The organism is Vibrio sp. AK197 (assembly GCF_053903115.1).
Genome location: NZ_CP096430.1, coordinates 2,003,475 through 2,022,745, shown reverse-complemented (window position 1 = coordinate 2,022,745; position 19,271 = coordinate 2,003,475). Strand labels below are relative to the sequence as shown.

Genomic DNA, 19,271 nt, shown 5'->3' with positions numbered 1-19,271 from the left:
AGCGAAACGGAAAAGGCGCGTATTTTAGGGCAAATTTACCTCGGTGTCATTATCACCCTGCGATCGCTAGAACATACTCAGCTGTGGCGCATTCCCTTCGGCGGGAAATGGCGCTAAGTCCGGTAAAAGAATATTTTGGCTAAGCTGTTGATACAAGTCTCGTGCTAACTGCGGCGCTTCAATATTATCCGGAGTATGGATCATCAAATAAGGCTGTTTGCCCTGCTCAACCCAATCTGGCAGCTTATTCTGCCAAGCTTTAAAAAATGGCAAGTTGTCTGCACGCTGTGGGTGGCCTATGAAGCGAATCATCGGACTTTTCGCGGTAGCGATAGCATGTACGGGAACCTTAGGTTTCTTTTGATGAGCGTCGATAACCGCTTCAGTGTTCGGCGGCGCAGCAAACACGGGGCGACTGTCCATAATAACGCGGTCAATGCCGGATTCGATAAGCCACTGATTGAGACGTTGCTCGGCGTCTCCCTTCGCAAAAAAAGCCATATTGCGAACTTCAACACCAAGCGGGACATCTTGAGGAAACAGACGGCAAAACTGCTGGAGCTGCGATAGATGCTCCGGGCCAAAAGCAGCAGGGAGTTGAATCATCCATTGACCAACGCGCTCAGCAAGCGGTGCCATCACTTGCAAAAATTCGGTCAACATAGGTTGAGCGTGTTTAAGCATATGCTGATGGGTGATGGCTTTGGGCAACTTAAATGTAAAACGAAAATCATCGTGGGTTGCTGCGCGCCAGTTTAGTACCGTATTTGCCGACGGCGTGGCGTAGAATGTCGTGTTGCCTTCCACAGTATGAAAAACGCTGGCATAGCGTTCAAGCCTCTGCGCGGGTTGGGTACCGCTGCCGTAAAATGTGCTTTGCCACTGAGCATGAGACCACATGGTTAAGCCGAGTCGAATGGGTAAATCTTGCATCGCAAAGTGAGGTCATTGATGGTAGCCCATACTTTACGGCAGTTTTGAAGATTTGTGTAATTTAACGCTATAATCGGCGCACATTTGTCACTTGCACTTAATTTTGGCTAGTTTGTAGCCGAAAGCTTGTTCAATCGACAGAAAAGACAACAATTTGTCCGCTGATATATCGATTTTGTTCGACTTTCAGCGTATAAATGACAGCTTAATGTTGCTTCGACTATCGCTGAGCAACTTGGAATTATTAATCAAACGAGAGATTGGGAAATTCACTATGCGTACCCATTACTGTGGTCACCTGAACAAGTCCCTGGCGGGACAAACTGTAGAATTATGCGGCTGGGTTAATCGTCGCCGTGATTTAGGCGGTCTGATTTTTATCGACATGCGAGATCGCGAAGGTATTGTTCAAGTGGTGGTTGATCCAGATATGGCGGATGCGTATGCGGTAGCAAACCAGCTTCGTAATGAGTTCTGTATCAAATTGACCGGTGTGGTTAACGCGCGTCCAGATAGCCAAGCGAATAAGGATATGGTGACGGGTGAAGTGGAAATCTTGGCTCAAAGTCTTGAGATCATCAACCGTGCAGACGTTTTGCCTCTCGATTTTAATCAAAAGAACTCAGAAGAACAGCGTCTAAAATACCGTTATCTCGATCTTCGTCGCCCTGAAATGAGCGACCGCATTAAGTTGCGTGCAAAAGCGTCAAGTTTTGTGCGTCGTTTCCTCGATGAAAACGGCTTCTTGGATATCGAAACGCCAGTATTAACAAAAGCGACGCCAGAAGGCGCACGTGACTACTTGGTACCGAGTCGCGTCCATAAGGGGAGCTTCTACGCGTTGCCTCAATCTCCTCAGCTGTTCAAACAGCTCCTCATGATGTCTGGATTTGATCGTTACTATCAGATCGTGAAATGTTTCCGTGATGAAGACTTACGTGCTGACCGTCAGCCTGAATTTACTCAAATCGATATCGAAACGTCATTCATGAGCGCCGAACAAGTTCGTGAAGTGACAGAGAAAATGATCCGTGACATGTGGCTAGAACTCAAAGGCGTTGAGTTGGGTGAATTCCCAATCATGCCTTACTCAGAAGCGATGCGTCGTTTTGGTAGCGATAAGCCAGATCTGCGTAACCCACTTGAGTTGGTTGATGTAGCGGATTTGCTTAAAGACGTTGAATTCAAAGTTTTCTCAGGCCCGGCGAACGATACAGATGGTCGCGTTGCAGCACTTCGCGTTCCTGGTGGTGCTTCGCTAAGCCGCAAACAAATCGATGAGTACACATCATTTGTTGCTATCTACGGCGCGAAAGGTCTAGCGTGGATGAAAGTTAACGACCCTACTGCTGGCATGGAAGGCATTCAATCGCCAGTTGCGAAGTTCCTCAACGAAGAGATTATTACCTCGATTGTTGAACGTACTGGGGCACAAACGGGTGATATCATTTTGTTTGGTGCAGATAAAGCGAACGTTGTTGCTGAAGCCATCGGTGCGCTACGTTTGAAAGTGGGTAAAGATCTCGAGTTAACGGACACGTCAGCATGGGCGCCACTATGGGTGATTGATTTCCCAATGTTTGAAGCGGATGAAGAAGGCAATGTGGCGGCAATGCACCACCCATTCACGTCACCGCTTAACATGACGCCAGAAGAGCTGAAAGCGAATCCTTCATCAGCGTTGTCGAATGCCTATGATATGGTACTAAATGGTTATGAAGTGGGTGGCGGTTCGGTGCGTATTCACGATGCCACTATGCAAGCGGCAGTGTTTGACTTGCTAGGCATTGATGCGCAAGAACAACAATTGAAATTTGGCTTCCTACTCGATGCGCTTAAATTCGGTACGCCACCACATGCAGGCCTTGCGTTTGGTCTTGACCGTCTAGTAATGCTACTTTGTGGTACGGAGAATATCCGTGACGTGATTGCATTCCCTAAAACAACGGCAGCTGCGTGTCTGTTAACGGATGCGCCAAGTATGGCAAACCCTGCGGCACTTGAAGAGCTAGCGATTGCTGTGACTGCCGCTAAAGAGAAAGATGCAGAGTAACGTTAAACGTGATTAGAAAAAACCGCTGATGATTCAGCGGTTTTTTTTGTCTCAAAAGCTCTAAAACAAGCGCTTGAACAAGCGCTTGTTTTAGAGGGTGATTGTTTTCCATTGCCCGGGCTGAAGTGCATCTAAGGTGACGTCTCCCATTGCGTAACGAATAAGTCGAAGAGTGGGAAATCCAATGTGTGCAGTCATGCGACGGACTTGGCGGTTACGCCCTTCAACGATAGTGATTGCTAACCACGTAGTGGGAATGTGAGCGCGAAAACGCACAGGTGGATTTCTCGGCCAGACATTTGGCTCTTGAATGAGCTCGACCTTGGCGGGAAGCGTTAGCCCATCTTTTAACTCTACCCCCGAACGCAATTTATCTAAGTCTTGTTCAGTGGGTGAGCCATCGACCTGTACCCAGTAAGTCTTGGGCGACTTTTCACCGGGCTGAGTCAACTTCGCTTGAAGGATACCGTCATTGGTCAGGATCATCAGCCCTTCGCTATCTCGATCTAAACGACCGGCTGCGTAAATGCCTTTGATATCAATATAGTCGGCGAGTGTGGTTCTTCCATCCCCATCGGTAAATTGGCTTAATGTGTCATAAGGCTTATTAAAGGCAATAATTTTACGGTCTTCTGGGCGAACACGTGGTTTTTGAGTGCGCGGTTTAGAGCGGTGTTTTACACTACTTTTGTCTTGGCTTTGACGTTTTAATCGCGGGGAAGAGGGAGAATGACTTTTCCGTGTATGGGCTCGAGAAGAGCGAGGTGACATGTTAACTACCTTGCAAAAATGTAAATGAACTGTATGTGGAAGTTTTAAGCTGGCGCGATTTGCGCTATTATTTGCGCGCCCAAATACAGGATTGACGAACAAGATAATAGACTATTATCTTGGTTTTGTTTAATTATAACGAGTTCTCATGGAATTTGCTGTCTTTGACAGCTGAGACGTAAAAAAACATCAATCGCGTGCAAGCTTAGAGAGGATGATACCAGCTTGCCCAGCGGCCATTCACTCAGCATCAATCATTCATGGTGCTGTTAGAACAATAGGGAAATTTCATGCCTACAGAAAAACCTACAATCATCTACACGATTACCGATGAAGCGCCAGCTCTTGCGACCTACTCACTGCTGCCGATCATTCAGTCTTTTACGGCGTCTTCGGGTATTAATGTTGAAACGCGTGACATCTCATTGGCAGGCCGAGTGATCGCTAACTTCCCAGAGCATTTGAAAGAAGGGCAACGCATTGGAGATGCGTTGGCTGAGTTAGGTGAATTGGCACAGAAACCAGAAGCAAATATCATTAAATTGCCAAACATCTCAGCTTCCGTTCCGCAATTGCGCGCGGTGATTAAAGAGCTGCAACAAAAAGGCTATAACCTCCCAGATTACCCAGCGGAACCTTCAAGCTACGAAGAGGAAGCGATTAAAGCGACATACGACAAAATTAAAGGCAGCGCGGTGAACCCAGTGTTGCGTGAAGGTAACTCTGATCGCCGGGCGCCTCTATCAGTGAAAAACTACGCGAAGAAAAACCCACACTCAATGGGGGCGTGGAGCGCAGAGTCGAAGTCGTCCGTTGCAAGCATGACAGAAAACGATTTCTTTGGTAGCGAGAAATCGGTCACTATTGATACGGCGACAAAAGTAAAAATCGAATTCGTCGGTCAAGATGGGGCAACCAAAGAGTTGAAACCGTTGTTCCCATTGCTTGAAAAAGAAATCATTGATACGTCAGTGATGAACAAAAATGCATTGATTTCTTTCTTTGAACAGCAGATAGAAGCAGCAAAACAACAAGACGTTTTGCTTTCTCTTCACCTCAAAGCGACCATGATGAAGGTCTCAGACCCAGTTATTTTTGGCTACGCCGTTAAGGTTTATTACAAAGACGTATTTGAAAAATACGGTGAGTTATTTGAGCAGCTTGGTGTCGATGTTAATAACGGTATTGGTGACGTTTACTCGAAGATCGAAGCTCTGCCTGCAGACAAGCAAGCTGAGATCAAAGCGGCTCTGGATGACGTATACAAAACACAACCGCCACTCGCCATGGTCGATTCTGACCGTGGCATCACCAACTTGCACGTTCCAAGTGATGTGATTGTTGATGCGTCGATGCCTGCAATGCTGCGCTCATCGGGTCAGATGTGGGGGCCTGATGGCGGCCAAAAAGATACGCTAGCTATGATTCCTGATCGCAGCTACGCGAGCATCTATCAAGCTGTAATCGATTTTTGTAAGCAACATGGCGCGTTTGATCCGACAACCATGGGCAGTGTGCCAAACGTTGGCTTGATGGCTCAAAAAGCAGAAGAATACGGTTCTCACGATAAAACGTTCATTCTTGATGCTGCGGGTACGGTACGTGTTGTTTCTGAAAATGGTGATGTTCTGCTTGAGCAAAACGTTGAGCAAGGCGACATTTTCCGTATGTGTCAAGTGAAAGATGCACCGATTCAAGATTGGGTCAAACTGGCGGTTAATCGTGCACGCGCAACCAGCACACCAGCAGTATTTTGGTTAGATGAAAACCGCGCTCATGATGCGCAGTTGATTAAGAAAGTAAACCAGTACTTGCCAGATCACGACACATCCGGCTTAGAGATTAAGATCTTGGCGCCACTTGATGCCTGTAAGTATTCACTAGAGCGCATCAAGCGTGGTGAAGATACCATCTCGGTAACAGGTAACGTGCTGCGTGATTATCTAACTGACTTGTTCCCAATTCTAGAACTCGGAACGTCGGCGAAAATGCTGTCGATTGTGCCATTAATGAATGGTGGTGGTTTATTTGAAACCGGAGCGGGCGGTTCAGCGCCTAAGCACGTCCAACAAGTTGAAAAAGAAAATCACCTTCGCTGGGATTCGTTGGGTGAGTTCTTGGCTCTTGCGGCTTCTTTGGAGCACTTATCTGCCGCGACGAATAACGCGAAAGCACAAGTTTTGGCTGATACGCTTGATAAAGCAACGGGTGATTTCCTAGATAACAATAAATCACCGTCGCGCCGCGTAGGTGAAATCGATAACCGTGGTAGCCACTTCTACTTAGCCATGTATTGGGCTCAAGCGTTGGCAGCACAAACCAAAGATGCTGACTTAGCCGCAGAGTTTGCACCGATTGCCAAAGCGATGGTGGAAAACGAAGCGAAAATTCTTGAAGAGCTCAATGGCGCACAAGGTACTCCTGCTGATCTTGGCGGATACTATCTGCCCGTGTTTGAAAAAGCGGCGGCAGTGATGCGTCCAAGTGCGACGCTAAACCAAATTATTGGTTAAGCTCATCGTAGAAACAAAGAAACCCGCCTTTTGGCGGGTTTTTTTACAACACTTAACTGGGCAGCGATTATTTGACTGGTTGACCTTCAACAGGCACCACTTCACTTGCGTGATAGCCTTTTGGCCCTTCCTCTACCTCAAAAGTGACTTGTTGGCCAGCTTTTAGAGTTCGATAGCCTTCCATCTGAATGGTGGAGTAGTGCGCGAATACGTCACTGTCTTCTCCTTCTGGGCAGATGAAACCAAATCCTTTGGCGTTATTAAACCATTTAACTGTACCTGTAGCCATGCTTTACATCCCTCATGCATTTTGTTACTGAAGTTGTTAAAAGTAGTCGCCCTAAAATAAAAAGGACACTGCTTATAAGTGAATAGTCATTTAGCCGCTGCCAAATTTTTAGTCACTATTTGACCAATTTAGCCAATGATGGAACACAGTCAATAGGAAAAATGTATTAACAGCGACATATTTGCAAACAAATTGCTTGCAACCTTTACATTTTGCTAACTGATGCGTTTACAAGATTGGAATTCACTCATTCAGTACCGAAATAGCTTGTTGTTCGCTTTTTAAGCATTTAGTCTAAAGCATACGTGATATAGAAATCTTTTATTTGCAGCGATACCATTGCTGCATTAGTCTCTTAATAAGGGCGTTTTTCAAATTGGTCTTTTTGCGCTGAGTTAAGAGATTCATCCCACTTAAAATCAATGCGGAAGCGATACAAATTGAACATCGAAACACTCTTTGTTATTAACTATTATGAGTAAGCAATTCGAATGGGTTACTCCAGACTCAAACCTTCTGGAGAAAGAAAAAACTAAAGTTCAACCACCAGCTATGTATAACGTGGTTTTGTGTAACGATGACTACACTCCAATGGATTTTGTCATCGAAATCCTTGAGCGATTTTTTTCAATGGACATAGATAAAGCGACTCAAGTGATGCTTAAAGTACATTATGAAGGGAAGGCGATTTGCGGTACGTTTACGGCTGAAGTCGCGGAAACAAAAGTGGCACAAGTGACAATGTATTCTAGGGAAAATGAGCACCCATTACTCTGCACCATGGAACAAGCTTGATGCTATCGGAATGACAATGACAAAGTGATTCCTTAAAGGAGGTCCTTATGCTTAACAAAGAATTAGAGTCGAGCTTGAACGGCGCTTTTGCTCGCGCCCGAGATAAACGACATGAATTTATGACCGTCGAGCACCTCCTGTTAGCGTTGTTAGAAAACGATGCAGCAAGAGAAGCGTTAATGGCTTGCCAAGCAGACATCGATACTTTGCGTAACGAGCTAGATATTTTCATTGACCAAACAACCCCGCTGATTCCAGAAAACGATGAAACTCGCGAGACTCAGCCAACACTTAGCTTTCAACGCGTGCTTCAACGCGCGGTATTCCATGTACAATCTTCGGGTCGCAGTGAAGTCACTGGTGCTAACGTCCTTGTCGCGATTTTCAGTGAACAAGAATCTCACGCTGCCTACTTATTGAAGAAAAATGATATTAGCCGTTTGGATATCGTTAACTTTATTTCACACGGTATTACTAAGGCATCCAGTACGGGTGAAGACCCAACAGGTCCTGATTCCTTTAGTAGTGATAGTGTCGAAGAGAGCAATTCGGAAGAACGTTTAGAAAGTTTTGCCACCAACCTCAACCAAGTGGCAAAGCAAGGTCACATTGACCCATTAATTGGTCGTGACCAAGAGCTCGAGCGTACCATCCAAGTCCTATGCCGCCGCCGTAAAAATAATCCGTTGTTAGTCGGTGAAGCTGGTGTCGGTAAAACCGCCATTGCCGAAGGGTTGGCTTGGCGCATCGTCGAAGGCCAAGTTCCAGATATTATCAAACAAAGTGTTATTTACTCACTGGACATTGGTTCATTGCTTGCAGGAACTAAATACCGCGGTGATTTTGAGAAACGTTTTAAAACCATTCTCAAACAGCTTGAGAAAGAAGAAGACGCGATCCTGTTTATCGATGAGATTCATACTATCATCGGTGCAGGCGCCGCCTCTGGTGGCCAGGTCGATGCTGCGAATCTGATTAAGCCACTGTTAAGTAGTGGTAAATTACGCTGTATTGGTTCGACAACCTATCAAGAATACAACAGTATTTTTGAGAAGGAGCGTGCGCTTTCTCGTCGTTTCCAAAAGATCGATATTGTCGAGCCCTCACTGGATGATACGACCAAGATCTTGATGGGCCTCAAAACCAAATACGAAGCACACCACGAGGTTCGTTATACCAACAAAGCACTGCGTGCAGCGGTAGAGCTTTCTGCCAAATACATTAATGAGCGTCATCTTCCTGATAAAGCCATTGATGTCATTGATGAAGCGGGAGCTAGAAGTCGTCTAGCACCAGCAAGCCGTCGCCGTAAGACAGTGGGTGTTGCTGACATTGAGTCAATGGTTGCCAAAATGGCGCGTATTCCAGAGAAGTCTGTGTCTTCAACCGACAAAGACGTACTTCAATCTCTTGATGAGAAAATGAAGATGTTGGTGTTTGGTCAAGATCCTGCAATCAGCGTGCTGTGTGAAGCCATCAAGCTTTCCCGTTCAGGGTTGGGTGCTGAGAATAAACCGGTTGGTTCTTTCCTATTTGCAGGCCCGACTGGGGTAGGTAAAACGGAAGTAACTTTACAACTGTCCAAGCTGTTGGGTATTGAACTCCTTCGCTTTGACATGTCGGAGTACGGGGAACGTCACTCAGTGAGCCGCTTGATTGGTGCTCCTCCAGGCTACGTTGGTTTTGACCAAGGTGGTTTATTGACTGATGCCGTCATCAAGCATCCACATTCTGTGGTGTTACTTGATGAGATCGAAAAGGCGCACCCAGACATCTTTAACTTGTTACTGCAAGTCATGGATAACGGCACGTTAACCGACAACAATGGTCGTAAAGCGGATTTCCGTAATGTGATTCTGGTGATGACAACCAACGCAGGTGTGTCTGAAACCGTGAAGAAATCAATTGGTTTGATTCAGCAAGACCACAGCTTTGATGCAATGGCAGAAATCAAGAAAGTGTTTACGCCAGAGTTCAGAAACCGTCTGGATAACATCATCTGGTTTAATAGCTTGGATGAAGAAGTGATTCATCAGGTGGTTGATAAATTCATTGTTGAGCTGCAAGCACAATTGGATGCGCGTGGCGTATCGATGGAAGTCTCTGAAGACGCACGCAACTGGCTCGCGGTTAAAGGCTACGATCGCTCGATGGGAGCACGCCCGATGGGACGTGTTATTCAAGAGCAGCTTAAGAAACCATTGGCAAATGAATTGCTGTTTGGCGCCTTAGTTAACGGCGGTACCGTGAAAGTAACACTGAAAGATGACGAGTTGGTGTTTGACTTTCTAAATGAAGAAGAAGCCGCTGTCCATTAATCATTGATGCTCTTAGGAGTAATGAAAAGCCGAGGTGATTACCTCGGCTTTTTTATTGTCACGAAGAAATTGTGTTCTAGAGGCTGCCACTTATGGCAATAAGTACGACAGAGCATCTTCATCACGCGGATAAAAGCTAACCAGGGCTTGGTAAGCTTCTTCGACTTCGTCGGGAATCTCTTGCTCTGCTTGAAAGCCCTTAGCGGGATAGTGTTTTATGCGTTCAAAGTCACCGATGAGAGCATCGATGACTTCTGGCATCAATAGCTGCTCATTGCAAAAGTCATAGAAATCGCTGCCTGTTGACGTAACCGAAGCGTGGACGTCAGAGTTTGGCCACTGACGCTGAAATGTTGCCAGTGCTCGGCGTTCCATATACGGTTTTTGGACCAGCAAAACGGATTGGATTTGAAGGCCGTGTTGCTCAATCAACGCCGCGCTAAAACGAATATTTTCGCCGCTGTTGGTGGATTGTGTTTCGAGTAAAATATCTTGCTGCGGTACGCCAAGGTCAATGGCCACTTGAGCAAAGGTTTCAGCTTCGGATGTCGTAAAATCTTGAGTAAATCGACCTCGACCACCAGAGAAGATCATAACAGGAGCCAAACCTTGGTGATAAAGCTGTGCAGCATACGCCGCAACACGAACATCGTTACTGCCTAAAACCAGAATGCAGTCTGATTGTGTAAGTGACTGCTTTAGTTGCATGTAGTCCCAAAGCGTTTCGATGTGCTGATAGAGAGGTTTTGACATGATGACTCCACTAAACCAATTCTAGTGTATGGCTAAAATGAAATTTATATCCGAGTTGTATGATCTTATCTGAGACAATTCGTTTATCGGGTTTATCAACCACGGTTGGCAGTGTGTCGGAGAGTCCCGCATTATCCAGAGCTTGTTGATAAAACGCCTCCTTACTGACGGTATTGGGTGTCGATGCATTGACCACTTGATTGGTGATATTGGCTGCGGCAAAACTGATGCAACCCATGGCGTCCTGAAGGTGGATCATATTGGCAGGGGCAGAGCAGCTCACACTTGGCAACTTAGTCGCAAATCTTGAAGGGTGACGGTTTGGCCCAACTAAACCACTGCAGCGTACAATCGCATATTCCAAACCACTGCTGATGACATGTTGTTCGGCTTCCAGCAGAATTTTGGCTTTGTCATCAAACGATTCCTCTTCTACCGCTAAGGCGAGTGATGCCTTTTCTTCAGTCATATCCTCAGCGACTGATGGATAAACCGAGGTGCTACTTACCATAACGATTTTTTTTACCTTGCAGCGACGTGCAATATTAATCAGATTTGCCCAGTGTGTGGGGTAGCTTTCTCCGCCATCTTTGCGAAAGCCTGGAGGAAAACTGCCGATCAAGGTATCGACGTCATTGTCAGATAGGTATTGTTCTAGCTCGCTACACGGCTGTGCCAAGTCTGCGGTAATTGCTTCAATATTCTGATGCGTTAACTCGTCGATACCTGATGGTGTTCGTCGAGTCGCGCTAACCTTAAAACCAATGGTTTTCAGGTACTGAGCTAAAGGTAAGCCCAGCCAACCTGCACCAATGATGGTGATATTTTGCATACCTTATCCTTATGGCCTGATTACATGAGTAACTTATTGTAATCAAATCATTGAATCACGTCATGGTGAGTTTTAAGAGCTTGAAAAAGAGAGAGGGCGAAAGGTCATGAACGGGGAAAATAGGAGCCGATTTGACTCCTACGCAGAGATTATTGGCTTAGCACATGGAGGATTTTGTCGGCATGTTCGGCAATCACGATACCTTCATCAGTGAGGTAGCCACCGTCTGGTGCGGTGCATAGACCTTTATTAAACAAGCGAGTGACGGCTTGTTGAATGTCACTATCAGCGTCACTATGAACTTTAATTCCTGTTGCAGAACTGCGTAAATCAAATTGCAGCAGAAGGTTCAATTCAGAAAGATGCTCGGCGGTAAATTTCATAAGGCGTTCCTTTTTTATATCGCTATCTCGACAGTAATCGTAAGCCGAACTTCGAGCAAGTCCCTAGTTTCGATAGTGTTATCTAGATACGGCATAGCGTGTTTAGCGATAAAATTCGCGCCACGAAAAAAATTAAAATTTAATGTGACTTAAATCTTGTATTTATATCAAATTGGAGAGACTATTCGCGCTCCCGATAAATGTTTCAAGATGTTACTAAAGTATGGATTTTAATCAATTTGATTCACTATTGCCGCCTCAAGCGGCGGAACGCGCTGCAGAAGTAGGCGTCGGCAAAGCCACCAAACCTGCGAATAAATCTTTTCTATTAGCTGTTTCAGCAGGTATTCATATCGGTATTGCGTTTATTTTTTATACCACTGTGACAACCGGGGCCTCTCAACTGCCTTGGGGGATGACACACTTGATTGGCGGATTGGTTTTTAGCCTAGGTCTGATCTTAGTGGTAGTCACGGGTGGAGAGCTATTCACCAGCTCAGTGTTAACCTTAGTTGCTCGTGCCAGTGGTAAAATCACGTGGAAAACACTGATAAAAAATTGGCTTGTTGTCTACGCGGGTAACTTATGCGGTGCACTGCTGCTCGTTGGTTGCATGCTGGTTGCACGTCAATATATGTTCGATGGCGGTGAGGTTGGTCTTAATGCGATGGCCATTTCTCAGCACAAAATGCATCACGGTTTCTTTCAAGCCGTCGCATTGGGCATTATGTGTAACGTTTTGGTGTGCATCGCGGTGTGGATGACATTCAGCGGTCGTTCATTAACAGATAAAATCGTGGTCATGATTCTTCCGGTTGCTATGTTCGTTGCATCGGGTTTTGAACACTGCATTGCAAACATGTTCCAAGTTCCAATGGCGATTGGTATCAAATACTTTGCTCCTGAGTCATTTTGGCAAATGACAGGTGCGAATATTGCTGATTACGCAGATTTGAATCTTATTCACTTTATTACTCATAACCTCATTCCTGTCACGCTAGGTAATATTATTGGTGGCGGTGTTTTTGTGGCAATGTGGTATTGGATGATCTATTTGCGTCGCTAATTGCTCGTGACCAGTGGTACGAATTTGGCAGTCTAACCATGATTTGGCTGCTGAATTCGCCGTGTTACACCTATATAACCTTTATCTTGCCTCTATCTCTCGCCTGCAAACTGGCTTTGGTATGTTTTTCTCTTCTCCACGTTTAGTCTTTGCTATCACCGCTTAATATCGAGTCGACGTCATTTTAATTTGTGGTTAATTTTTAACGACAAGGATAATAAGTGACATGAAAAGTGACTCATCCCAGTGGTTATCCACAGATTCTGTGGATAATAATTTGTTTAAATGTTGTCTGTTTATAAAAAGTCTTATTTTCGGGATGAGGGTATACTTTCTTGTTTTATAAGAAAATATTTATTTACTCTATCTCGCATACAAGACGTATAGCAAAATATTTCATAAAACTTGGCGCATAATAAAATTGAGGAAGTAGGAAAAATTACCGGAATTGGTTAAAAAATAACACCTTCAACTTTTTAGCGGGCTAGAAGTGACCTCGCAAATTATTGGATTGAATCCATCCATCGTGTTTTTTAAGTAAAGTCCCAAGCTAAGGTGGTGACTCTCGACCTGCGTGAACCTCTGCTATAAGATACACAACCATTAGTTAACGTTACCGAGCGCAGTATATGACCATTATTTTGGGTATCGACCCAGGTTCACGAATTACAGGTTATGGTGTTATTCGTCAGCAGGGTAGACACTTACATTATTTGGGCAGTGGTTGTATTCGTACCTCGGAAAAAGCACTTCCTGGCCGGCTTAGGCAAATTTACGCTGGTGTCACCGAAATCATCACCCAGTTTCAGCCTGATGTGTTCGCGATTGAACAGGTGTTCATGGCCAAAAACGCGGATTCAGCATTGAAGTTAGGGCAGGCTCGTGGGAGTGCGATTGTTGCTGCCGTCAATGCCGATTTGACGGTTTACGAATACGCGGCTCGATTGATCAAACAAGCTGTGGTTGGCACGGGCGGGGCGGATAAAGTCCAGGTGCAGCATATGGTTCAACATATGCTAAAGTTGCCAGCGAAGCCTCAAGCCGATGCCGCCGATGCGCTTGGTGTGGCTATCTGCCATGCGAATACCAATAAAACCATGGTTGCCCTTGCGGGAAGAGCGACTTCAGCACGTAAAGGACGATATCGCTAACTGACTTGCTTTTACTGGCTATCTATCCAGTAATTTATTATGATTCATAGCAACGACAAGAGATAACTAGGAATGACACAGTGATTGGACGTTTACGCGGCATTATTCTCGAAAAGCAACCCCCTGAAGTTTTAATTGAAGTCAATGGTGTTGGCTATGAAGTCCAAATGCCAATGAGTTGTTTTTACGAGTTACCCAACGTCGGTGAAGAAGCCGTTATTTACACTCATTTTGTGGTTCGTGAAGACGCACAGTTACTTTATGGATTTAACAATACCAAAGAGCGCGGTCTATTTCGTGAAGTGATTAAAGCGAATGGAGTTGGGCCAAAGCTCGGGCTGGGTATTCTGTCTGGAATGACGGCGACACAGTTTGTAACTTGTGTTGATAATGAAGATATTTCGACATTGGTGAAGTTACCTGGGGTTGGTAAGAAAACCGCAGAGCGTTTGGTTGTCGAAATGAAAGATAGGTTAAAAGGCTGGGGTGCCGGTGACTTATTTACACCCTTTACCGATGCTGCTCCTGCGGATTCACCAGCCTCGCACTCTGTTGGTGCCGAAGAAGAGGCAATCGCCGCGTTAATAGCGCTAGGCTACAAGTCAACGCAAGCCTCGAAAGTGGTTTCAAAAATTTATTCTGACGGAATGAATAGCGAAGATCTGATTCGCGAATCATTAAAATCCATGGTGTAAATGCAGAGGTTAGGCACTGTTTGTTGCCTAGCAATACGGTTTCTCCAAACAATTAAACTTATTCTATTCAAGGTTTGCCATTTATGATCGAAGCTGATCGCCTTATTGCTCCGGACAATCCCGTGTTTAAAGAAGAAGATGTGATTGACCGCGCTATTCGTCCTAAGAGTCTGGCTGATTATAAAGGCCAAGACCATGTACGCGACCAGATGGAAATATTCATTCAGGCGGCAAAGCTACGTAGTGAAGCGTTAGATCATTTACTGATTTTTGGGCCTCCTGGCCTGGGTAAAACGACACTTGCTAATATTGTCGCCAATGAAATGGATGTGAATATTCGCACAACGTCAGGTCCGGTGTTAGAAAAAGCCGGCGACCTTGCAGCGTTGCTGACCAATCTTGAAGAAAATGATGTGCTATTTATCGACGAGATCCACCGCTTAAGCCCCATGGTTGAAGAAGTACTGTATCCGGCGATGGAAGACTATCAGCTGGACATCATGATTGGTGAAGGTCCTGCCGCTCGTTCAATTAAAATCGATTTGCCGCCATTTACCTTGATTGGTGCAACCACAAGAGCGGGGTCTTTAACCTCGCCGCTGCGCGATCGCTTTGGGATCACTCAACGTCTTGAATATTACAAAGTGGCCGACCTCCAAGACATTGTTAAGCGTAGTGCCGAATACCTGAATTTGTCGATGGATATGGAAGGCGCATTAGAAGTAGCGCGCCGTGCGCGTGGCACGCCGCGAATTGCTAACCGATTGCTGCGTCGTGTACGCGATTACGCTGAAGTGAAGAGTAACGGTCACATTGACGCATCCATCGCAGATAAAGCGCTGGATATGCTTGATGTCGATGCCGAAGGCTTCGATTATATGGACCGGAAGTTACTTTTGGCTATAATGGAAAAGTTTGGCGGTGGTCCTGTTGGATTGGATAACATGGCAGCGGCTATTGGCGAAGAGAAAGAAACCATCGAAGATGTGTTAGAACCTTACTTGATTCAACAAGGTTATTTACAAAGAACACCTCGAGGTCGTATTGCGACAGACCGTGCGTATTTACATTTTGGGCTCGACCGCTAATAAAAAGTGGTGTCAGAATAAGCTGACACCAGCATAAATTGTGATATTGATCGCCTTTTTTGATATTTATTGATGGCTTGATAAGTAACCGATTTGAGAACTTTGTTAATTCATTGTGCTACCCTTCCAAGAATATTCCGTACAAAATTACTAAGCATTAACATACTTATGCGATATCCTTTGATCTAGATCAATGTGATGCTTTTTTGAGCGAAATGGCGATACTAAACTTGATCTAAATCAAAGCGGAATCCTCCTATAAACCTTTTGAAACCTAGGTTCTTTAGCAGTAGTATTAGCTCCAGCTATATTAGCTGATGCTTAACAATTAACTAACCATAATGGTACATAATTGCAACAAGCTATTGATTGTTTTCAACATGTTTAATGTTGCATTAACGATTGGCCGTTTGATGTCTTTTATGCGGAAAGTGTCTTCAGCCGACACATAGGAGTTATCATGATTGACGTTGTTGATCTATCGCGATTGCAATTCGCATTTACAGCGATGTATCACTTCCTCTTCGTACCTCTGACTCTTGGTATGGCGTTTTTACTCGCTATCATGGAATCAGTGTATGTAATGACTGACAAGCAAATCTACAAGGACATGACAAAGTTCTGGGGTAAGCTTTTCGGTATCAACTTTGCGCTTGGTGTAGCCACCGGTTTAACCATGGAGTTTCAATTTGGTACAAACTGGTCTTACTATTCGCATTATGTAGGTGATATTTTTGGGGCACCGCTTGCGATTGAAGCATTGGTCGCATTCTTCTTAGAGTCCACTTTTGTTGGCCTATTCTTCTTTGGTTGGGATCGTCTGTCTAAACGTCAACACTTAGTGGTGACTTGGCTGGTGGCACTGGGTTCAAACTTCTCAGCGCTATGGATCTTGATCGCCAACGGTTGGATGCAAAACCCAGTTGGCGCGGACTTCAACTTCGAAACCATGCGTATGGAAATGGTGAGCTTTGCAGAAGTTGTTCTTAACCCTGTCGCTCAGGTTAAATTCGTGCATACCGTCGCTTCTGGTTACACGACCGGCGCAATGTTTATTCTAGGCATCAGCTCGTACTACCTTCTTAAAGGTCGCGACGTTGCATTCGCCCGTCGTTCTTTCGCCATTGCTTCCTCTTTTGGTATTGCTGCCGTGTTGTCGGTTATCGTACTCGGGGACGAGTCAGGCTACGAATTAGGTGAAGTTCAAAAAGTAAAATTGGCGGCGATTGAAGCAGAATGGCACACCGAGCCTGCTCCTGCCTCCTTTACGTTATTTGGTTTACCAAGCCAAGAGAAAATGGAAACGGAATACGCGATTAAAATTCCATACCTAATGGGGATTATCGCCACTCGTTCTATTGATGAAGAAGTCACAGGCCTTCGTGATTTACGAGAAGAGCACGTTGATCGTATCCGTAACGGTATGATTGCCTATGATCTGCTAGAGAAATTGCGCGCAGGTGACCAAACACCAGAAACCGCGCAAGCATTTGAAGAAGTGAAAGGTGACCTAGGTTACGGTCTGCTACTTAAACGTCATACAGAAAACGTCACTGACGCAACAGAAGCGGATATCCAAGCGGCTGCGGATGATTCTATCCCAACGGTTTGGCCTCTGTTCTGGTCGTTCCGCATCATGGTTGTCTGTGGCTTTATCATGCTGTTCGTGTTTGGCGCGGCGTTCATTCAAACATGTCGTCAGAAAATCGAACATAATCGCTGGTTAATGAAAGCGGCGGTACTTAGCATTCCACTTCCTTGGATTGCGGTTGAAGCGGGCTGGTTTGTTGCCGAGTTTGGTCGTCAACCATGGGCCGTTGGTGAAATTCTTCCTGTACACTCTGCTGCTTCTGCGCTTGAAGCCGGTCAAATTTGGGCGTCACTATTCGCGATTCTCGCGCTGTACACTGCATTCTTGATTGCGGAAGTGTACCTAATGGTGAAATACGCACGTAAAGGACCAAGCAGCCTGAAAACAGGTCGTTACCATTTCGAACAAGACGCGAACTCTTTAGACGATAAAGTTAGTCGCCAAGTCGAAGCGTAAGGAGAAAAAGAATGTTTGAATACGAAATCTTGCGATTCATCTGGTGGGTTCTCATCGGTGTTTTGCTGGTCGGATTTTCAGTGACTGATGGCTTCGATATGGGCGTAGGTGCGCTACTTCGAATTCTCGGTAAAAATGACAGTGAGCGTCGAGTGATGATCAACTCGATTGCCCCTCACTGGGATGGAAACCAAGTATGGTTAATTACGGCTGGTGGTGCGCTATTTGCGGCGTGGCCTCTCGTGTATGCGACCTCTTTCTCTGGTTTTTACTTTGCGATGATTGTTACGCTTGCGGCGCTTTGGTTACGTCCACTGGGCTTGGACTACCGTTCAAAACTGGACGACCCAAAATGGCGTAATGTGTGTGACTGGGCAATTACCATCTCAGGCTTTGTTCCACCCCTTATCTTTGGTGTGGCATTTGGCAACCTGTTGCAAGGCGTACCGTTTGACCTCAACGAGTTCTTGATGCCGACGTACCATGGCTCGTTCTTTGGATTGTTGAACCCGTTCGCGATTCTATGTGGTTTAGTTAGCGTATTCATGATAGTTATGCAGGGTGCAACTTGGCTACAAATGAAGACCACCGATTCTCTGCATGTGCGTGCTCGTAGCGCTGCGCAACTTTGTGGCTTGCTTACGGTCGTGACTTTTGTCCTTGCGGGTATTTGGGTACAAAACATTGATGGTTACGTGATCACCAGTGTGATTGATGGCAACGCCGCATCTAACCCAATTGCGAAAGAAGTGGAAACCGTTGCAGGTGGTTGGATGAATAACTTCCATCAATACCCACTGCTTTGGTTAGCGCCTGCTCTTGGTGTTGTGATGCCATTGCTGACCATCATCGCATCTCGCGCAGAGAAAGGAGGGTTAGCGTTCTTAACCTCGAGCTTAGGTATTGCTGGCGTTATCTTTACGGCAGGCTTTGCGATGTTCCCATTCATCATGCCTTCAAGCTTAACTCCGAGCCACAGCTTGACGCTATGGGACTCAACCTCAAGTGAATTGACGTTGAACCTAATGACAGGGGTTGCGTTTGTGTTCGTACCAATTATTCTTGGTTACACAACGTGGACGTACTACAAAATGTTCGGTCGTCTTGATAAGAAATACATCGACGACAACAAGCACTCACTTTACTAAGGAGCAACGACTATGTGGTATTTCGCATGGATTCTCGGCGTATTGCTCGCATGCGCATTTGGCATCATCAATGCTCTTTGGCTAGAGCATTCTGAAATGATGGACAAAGACAGCGATGGTGAGTGATTTCGCTCAAAAAATAGCAAAGCTTCATGTTGCTATGGATAAGGCCCCTTTGCGGGCCTTATCTTTAATTCTCGGTTTCTACCATGTTGTTATGGTGATGTGGGATCCTGAGCAATACGCGCAAGCGATAGGTGGTTTTAATGCCATTATTTCGCCGCTTCTGATATGGGCGGTCTGTTCAAGTATGGTATTTGGTGTCGGATTTAAGCCAATACGCTGGTACTGGCAACTGCTTTTCAGCCCTTACTTTAGTTTAACCATCTTGCTTTATCTCACCGCACGTTATTGGTTATGAAGCCAAATCGGTCAT

The 19,271-nt window shown here is 45.4% G+C and carries 18 protein-coding genes; 12 read left to right on the top strand and 6 right to left on the bottom strand.

The genetic code is table 11. The features are described 5' to 3' along the window. Window positions 1-66: 66 nt before the first annotated feature. Window positions 67-933, bottom strand: coding sequence for a DUF72 domain-containing protein (locus tag M1D72_RS16500; RefSeq protein WP_456295904.1), 867 nt, complete (start codon window positions 931-933; stop codon window positions 67-69). Window positions 934-1,207: 274 nt separating this feature from the next. Between M1D72_RS16500 and aspS the strand changes: the two genes are divergently transcribed. After that, on the top strand, window positions 1,208-2,986 hold the full coding sequence (gene aspS, locus M1D72_RS16495; RefSeq protein ID WP_456295903.1) for an aspartate--tRNA ligase: 1,779 nt from the start codon (window positions 1,208-1,210) through the stop codon (window positions 2,984-2,986). Between the two features lie 90 nt (window positions 2,987-3,076). Here aspS and M1D72_RS16490 read toward each other — a convergent pair whose 3' ends face one another. After that, window positions 3,077-3,757: a pseudouridine synthase gene (locus M1D72_RS16490; protein ID WP_456295902.1), complete on the bottom strand. Its 681-nt coding sequence runs from the start codon at window positions 3,755-3,757 to the stop codon at window positions 3,077-3,079. A gap of 290 nt (window positions 3,758-4,047) precedes the next feature. Between M1D72_RS16490 and M1D72_RS16485 the strand changes: the two genes are divergently transcribed. Further along, window positions 4,048-6,270, top strand: coding sequence for an NADP-dependent isocitrate dehydrogenase (locus M1D72_RS16485; protein ID WP_456295901.1), 2,223 nt, complete (start codon window positions 4,048-4,050; stop codon window positions 6,268-6,270). A gap of 67 nt (window positions 6,271-6,337) precedes the next feature. On the opposite strand, the gene cspD is transcribed toward M1D72_RS16485, so the two are convergent. Beyond that, window positions 6,338-6,559: a cold shock domain-containing protein CspD gene (gene cspD / locus M1D72_RS16480; protein WP_390189342.1), complete on the bottom strand. Its 222-nt coding sequence runs from the start codon at window positions 6,557-6,559 to the stop codon at window positions 6,338-6,340. A gap of 474 nt (window positions 6,560-7,033) precedes the next feature. Between cspD and clpS the strand changes: the two genes are divergently transcribed. Both clpS and clpA read left to right on the top strand, forming a co-directional pair. Further along, a complete protein-coding gene (gene clpS / locus M1D72_RS16475) occupies window positions 7,034-7,354 on the top strand; it encodes an ATP-dependent Clp protease adapter ClpS (protein ID WP_390189344.1) in 321 nt (106 codons plus the stop codon). A 47-nt stretch (window positions 7,355-7,401) separates the two neighbouring features. Then, a complete protein-coding gene (gene clpA, locus M1D72_RS16470) occupies window positions 7,402-9,672 on the top strand; it encodes an ATP-dependent Clp protease ATP-binding subunit ClpA (RefSeq protein WP_390189345.1) in 2,271 nt (756 codons plus the stop codon). Between the two features lie 90 nt (window positions 9,673-9,762). Here the strand turns inward: clpA and M1D72_RS16465 are convergent, their stop codons facing one another. The 3 genes from M1D72_RS16465 to M1D72_RS16455 form a co-directional block, all read right to left on the bottom strand. Next, on the bottom strand, window positions 9,763-10,425 hold the full coding sequence (locus M1D72_RS16465; RefSeq protein WP_456295900.1) for a YdcF family protein: 663 nt from the start codon (window positions 10,423-10,425) through the stop codon (window positions 9,763-9,765). Between the two features lie 10 nt (window positions 10,426-10,435). Continuing rightward, window positions 10,436-11,257, bottom strand: coding sequence for an NAD(P)H-binding protein (locus tag M1D72_RS16460; RefSeq protein ID WP_456295899.1), 822 nt, complete (start codon window positions 11,255-11,257; stop codon window positions 10,436-10,438). A gap of 149 nt (window positions 11,258-11,406) precedes the next feature. Next, window positions 11,407-11,640 carry a TIGR02647 family protein gene (locus M1D72_RS16455; protein ID WP_456295898.1) on the bottom strand — a complete coding sequence of 78 codons (234 nt, stop codon included), beginning with the start codon at window positions 11,638-11,640 and terminating at the stop codon, window positions 11,407-11,409. Window positions 11,641-11,863: 223 nt separating this feature from the next. Between M1D72_RS16455 and focA the strand changes: the two genes are divergently transcribed. From focA to ybgE, 8 genes are all read left to right on the top strand, one after another. Then, window positions 11,864-12,706 carry a formate transporter FocA gene (gene focA / locus M1D72_RS16450; protein ID WP_456295897.1) on the top strand — a complete coding sequence of 281 codons (843 nt, stop codon included), beginning with the start codon at window positions 11,864-11,866 and terminating at the stop codon, window positions 12,704-12,706. A gap of 629 nt (window positions 12,707-13,335) precedes the next feature. Continuing rightward, window positions 13,336-13,857: a crossover junction endodeoxyribonuclease RuvC gene (gene ruvC / locus M1D72_RS16445; protein ID WP_390189352.1), complete on the top strand. Its 522-nt coding sequence runs from the start codon at window positions 13,336-13,338 to the stop codon at window positions 13,855-13,857. 80 nt (window positions 13,858-13,937) lie between these two features. Continuing rightward, window positions 13,938-14,552 carry a Holliday junction branch migration protein RuvA gene (gene ruvA, locus M1D72_RS16440; protein ID WP_390189353.1) on the top strand — a complete coding sequence of 205 codons (615 nt, stop codon included), beginning with the start codon at window positions 13,938-13,940 and terminating at the stop codon, window positions 14,550-14,552. A gap of 83 nt (window positions 14,553-14,635) precedes the next feature. Continuing rightward, window positions 14,636-15,640 (top strand): Holliday junction branch migration DNA helicase RuvB, encoded by a 1,005-nt coding sequence (ruvB, locus tag M1D72_RS16435; protein ID WP_390189355.1) that lies wholly within the window; start codon window positions 14,636-14,638, stop codon window positions 15,638-15,640. Window positions 15,641-16,100: 460 nt separating this feature from the next. After that, window positions 16,101-17,687, top strand: a complete 1,587-nt coding sequence (gene cydA, locus M1D72_RS16430; RefSeq protein ID WP_456295896.1) for a cytochrome ubiquinol oxidase subunit I — start codon at window positions 16,101-16,103, stop codon at window positions 17,685-17,687. An 11-nt stretch (window positions 17,688-17,698) separates the two neighbouring features. Beyond that, window positions 17,699-18,835: a cytochrome d ubiquinol oxidase subunit II gene (gene cydB / locus M1D72_RS16425; RefSeq protein ID WP_456295895.1), complete on the top strand. Its 1,137-nt coding sequence runs from the start codon at window positions 17,699-17,701 to the stop codon at window positions 18,833-18,835. Between the two features lie 12 nt (window positions 18,836-18,847). Further along, complete coding sequence (cydX, locus tag M1D72_RS16420; protein WP_390189360.1) at window positions 18,848-18,961, top strand: cytochrome bd-I oxidase subunit CydX; 114 nt, start codon at window positions 18,848-18,850, stop codon at window positions 18,959-18,961. After that, on the top strand, window positions 18,951-19,256 hold the full coding sequence (gene ybgE / locus M1D72_RS16415; protein ID WP_390189362.1) for a cyd operon protein YbgE: 306 nt from the start codon (window positions 18,951-18,953) through the stop codon (window positions 19,254-19,256). The genes cydX and ybgE overlap by 11 nt, the downstream gene beginning before the upstream one ends. Window positions 19,257-19,271: the final 15 nt, after the last annotated feature.

Excerpts from the sequence above, each read along its gene's own strand:
- M1D72_RS16500 (WP_456295904.1), bottom strand. The coding sequence starts at position 933 with ATGCAAGATTTACCCATTCGACTCGGCTTAACCATGTGGTCTCATGCT.
- aspS (WP_456295903.1), top strand. The coding sequence starts at position 1,208 with ATGCGTACCCATTACTGTGGTCACCTGAACAAGTCCCTGGCGGGACAA.
- M1D72_RS16490 (WP_456295902.1), bottom strand. The coding sequence starts at position 3,757 with ATGTCACCTCGCTCTTCTCGAGCCCATACACGGAAAAGTCATTCTCCC.
- M1D72_RS16485 (WP_456295901.1), top strand. The coding sequence starts at position 4,048 with ATGCCTACAGAAAAACCTACAATCATCTACACGATTACCGATGAAGCG.
- cspD (WP_390189342.1), bottom strand. The coding sequence starts at position 6,559 with ATGGCTACAGGTACAGTTAAATGGTTTAATAACGCCAAAGGATTTGGT.
- clpS (WP_390189344.1), top strand. The coding sequence starts at position 7,034 with ATGAGTAAGCAATTCGAATGGGTTACTCCAGACTCAAACCTTCTGGAG.
- clpA (WP_390189345.1), top strand. The coding sequence starts at position 7,402 with ATGCTTAACAAAGAATTAGAGTCGAGCTTGAACGGCGCTTTTGCTCGC.
- M1D72_RS16465 (WP_456295900.1), bottom strand. The coding sequence starts at position 10,425 with ATGTCAAAACCTCTCTATCAGCACATCGAAACGCTTTGGGACTACATG.
- M1D72_RS16460 (WP_456295899.1), bottom strand. The coding sequence starts at position 11,257 with ATGCAAAATATCACCATCATTGGTGCAGGTTGGCTGGGCTTACCTTTA.
- M1D72_RS16455 (WP_456295898.1), bottom strand. The coding sequence starts at position 11,640 with ATGAAATTTACCGCCGAGCATCTTTCTGAATTGAACCTTCTGCTGCAA.
- focA (WP_456295897.1), top strand. The coding sequence starts at position 11,864 with ATGGATTTTAATCAATTTGATTCACTATTGCCGCCTCAAGCGGCGGAA.
- ruvC (WP_390189352.1), top strand. The coding sequence starts at position 13,336 with ATGACCATTATTTTGGGTATCGACCCAGGTTCACGAATTACAGGTTAT.
- ruvB (WP_390189355.1), top strand. The coding sequence starts at position 14,636 with ATGATCGAAGCTGATCGCCTTATTGCTCCGGACAATCCCGTGTTTAAA.
- cydA (WP_456295896.1), top strand. The coding sequence starts at position 16,101 with ATGATTGACGTTGTTGATCTATCGCGATTGCAATTCGCATTTACAGCG.
- cydB (WP_456295895.1), top strand. The coding sequence starts at position 17,699 with ATGTTTGAATACGAAATCTTGCGATTCATCTGGTGGGTTCTCATCGGT.
- cydX (WP_390189360.1), top strand. The coding sequence starts at position 18,848 with ATGTGGTATTTCGCATGGATTCTCGGCGTATTGCTCGCATGCGCATTT.
- ybgE (WP_390189362.1), top strand. The coding sequence starts at position 18,951 with ATGGTGAGTGATTTCGCTCAAAAAATAGCAAAGCTTCATGTTGCTATG.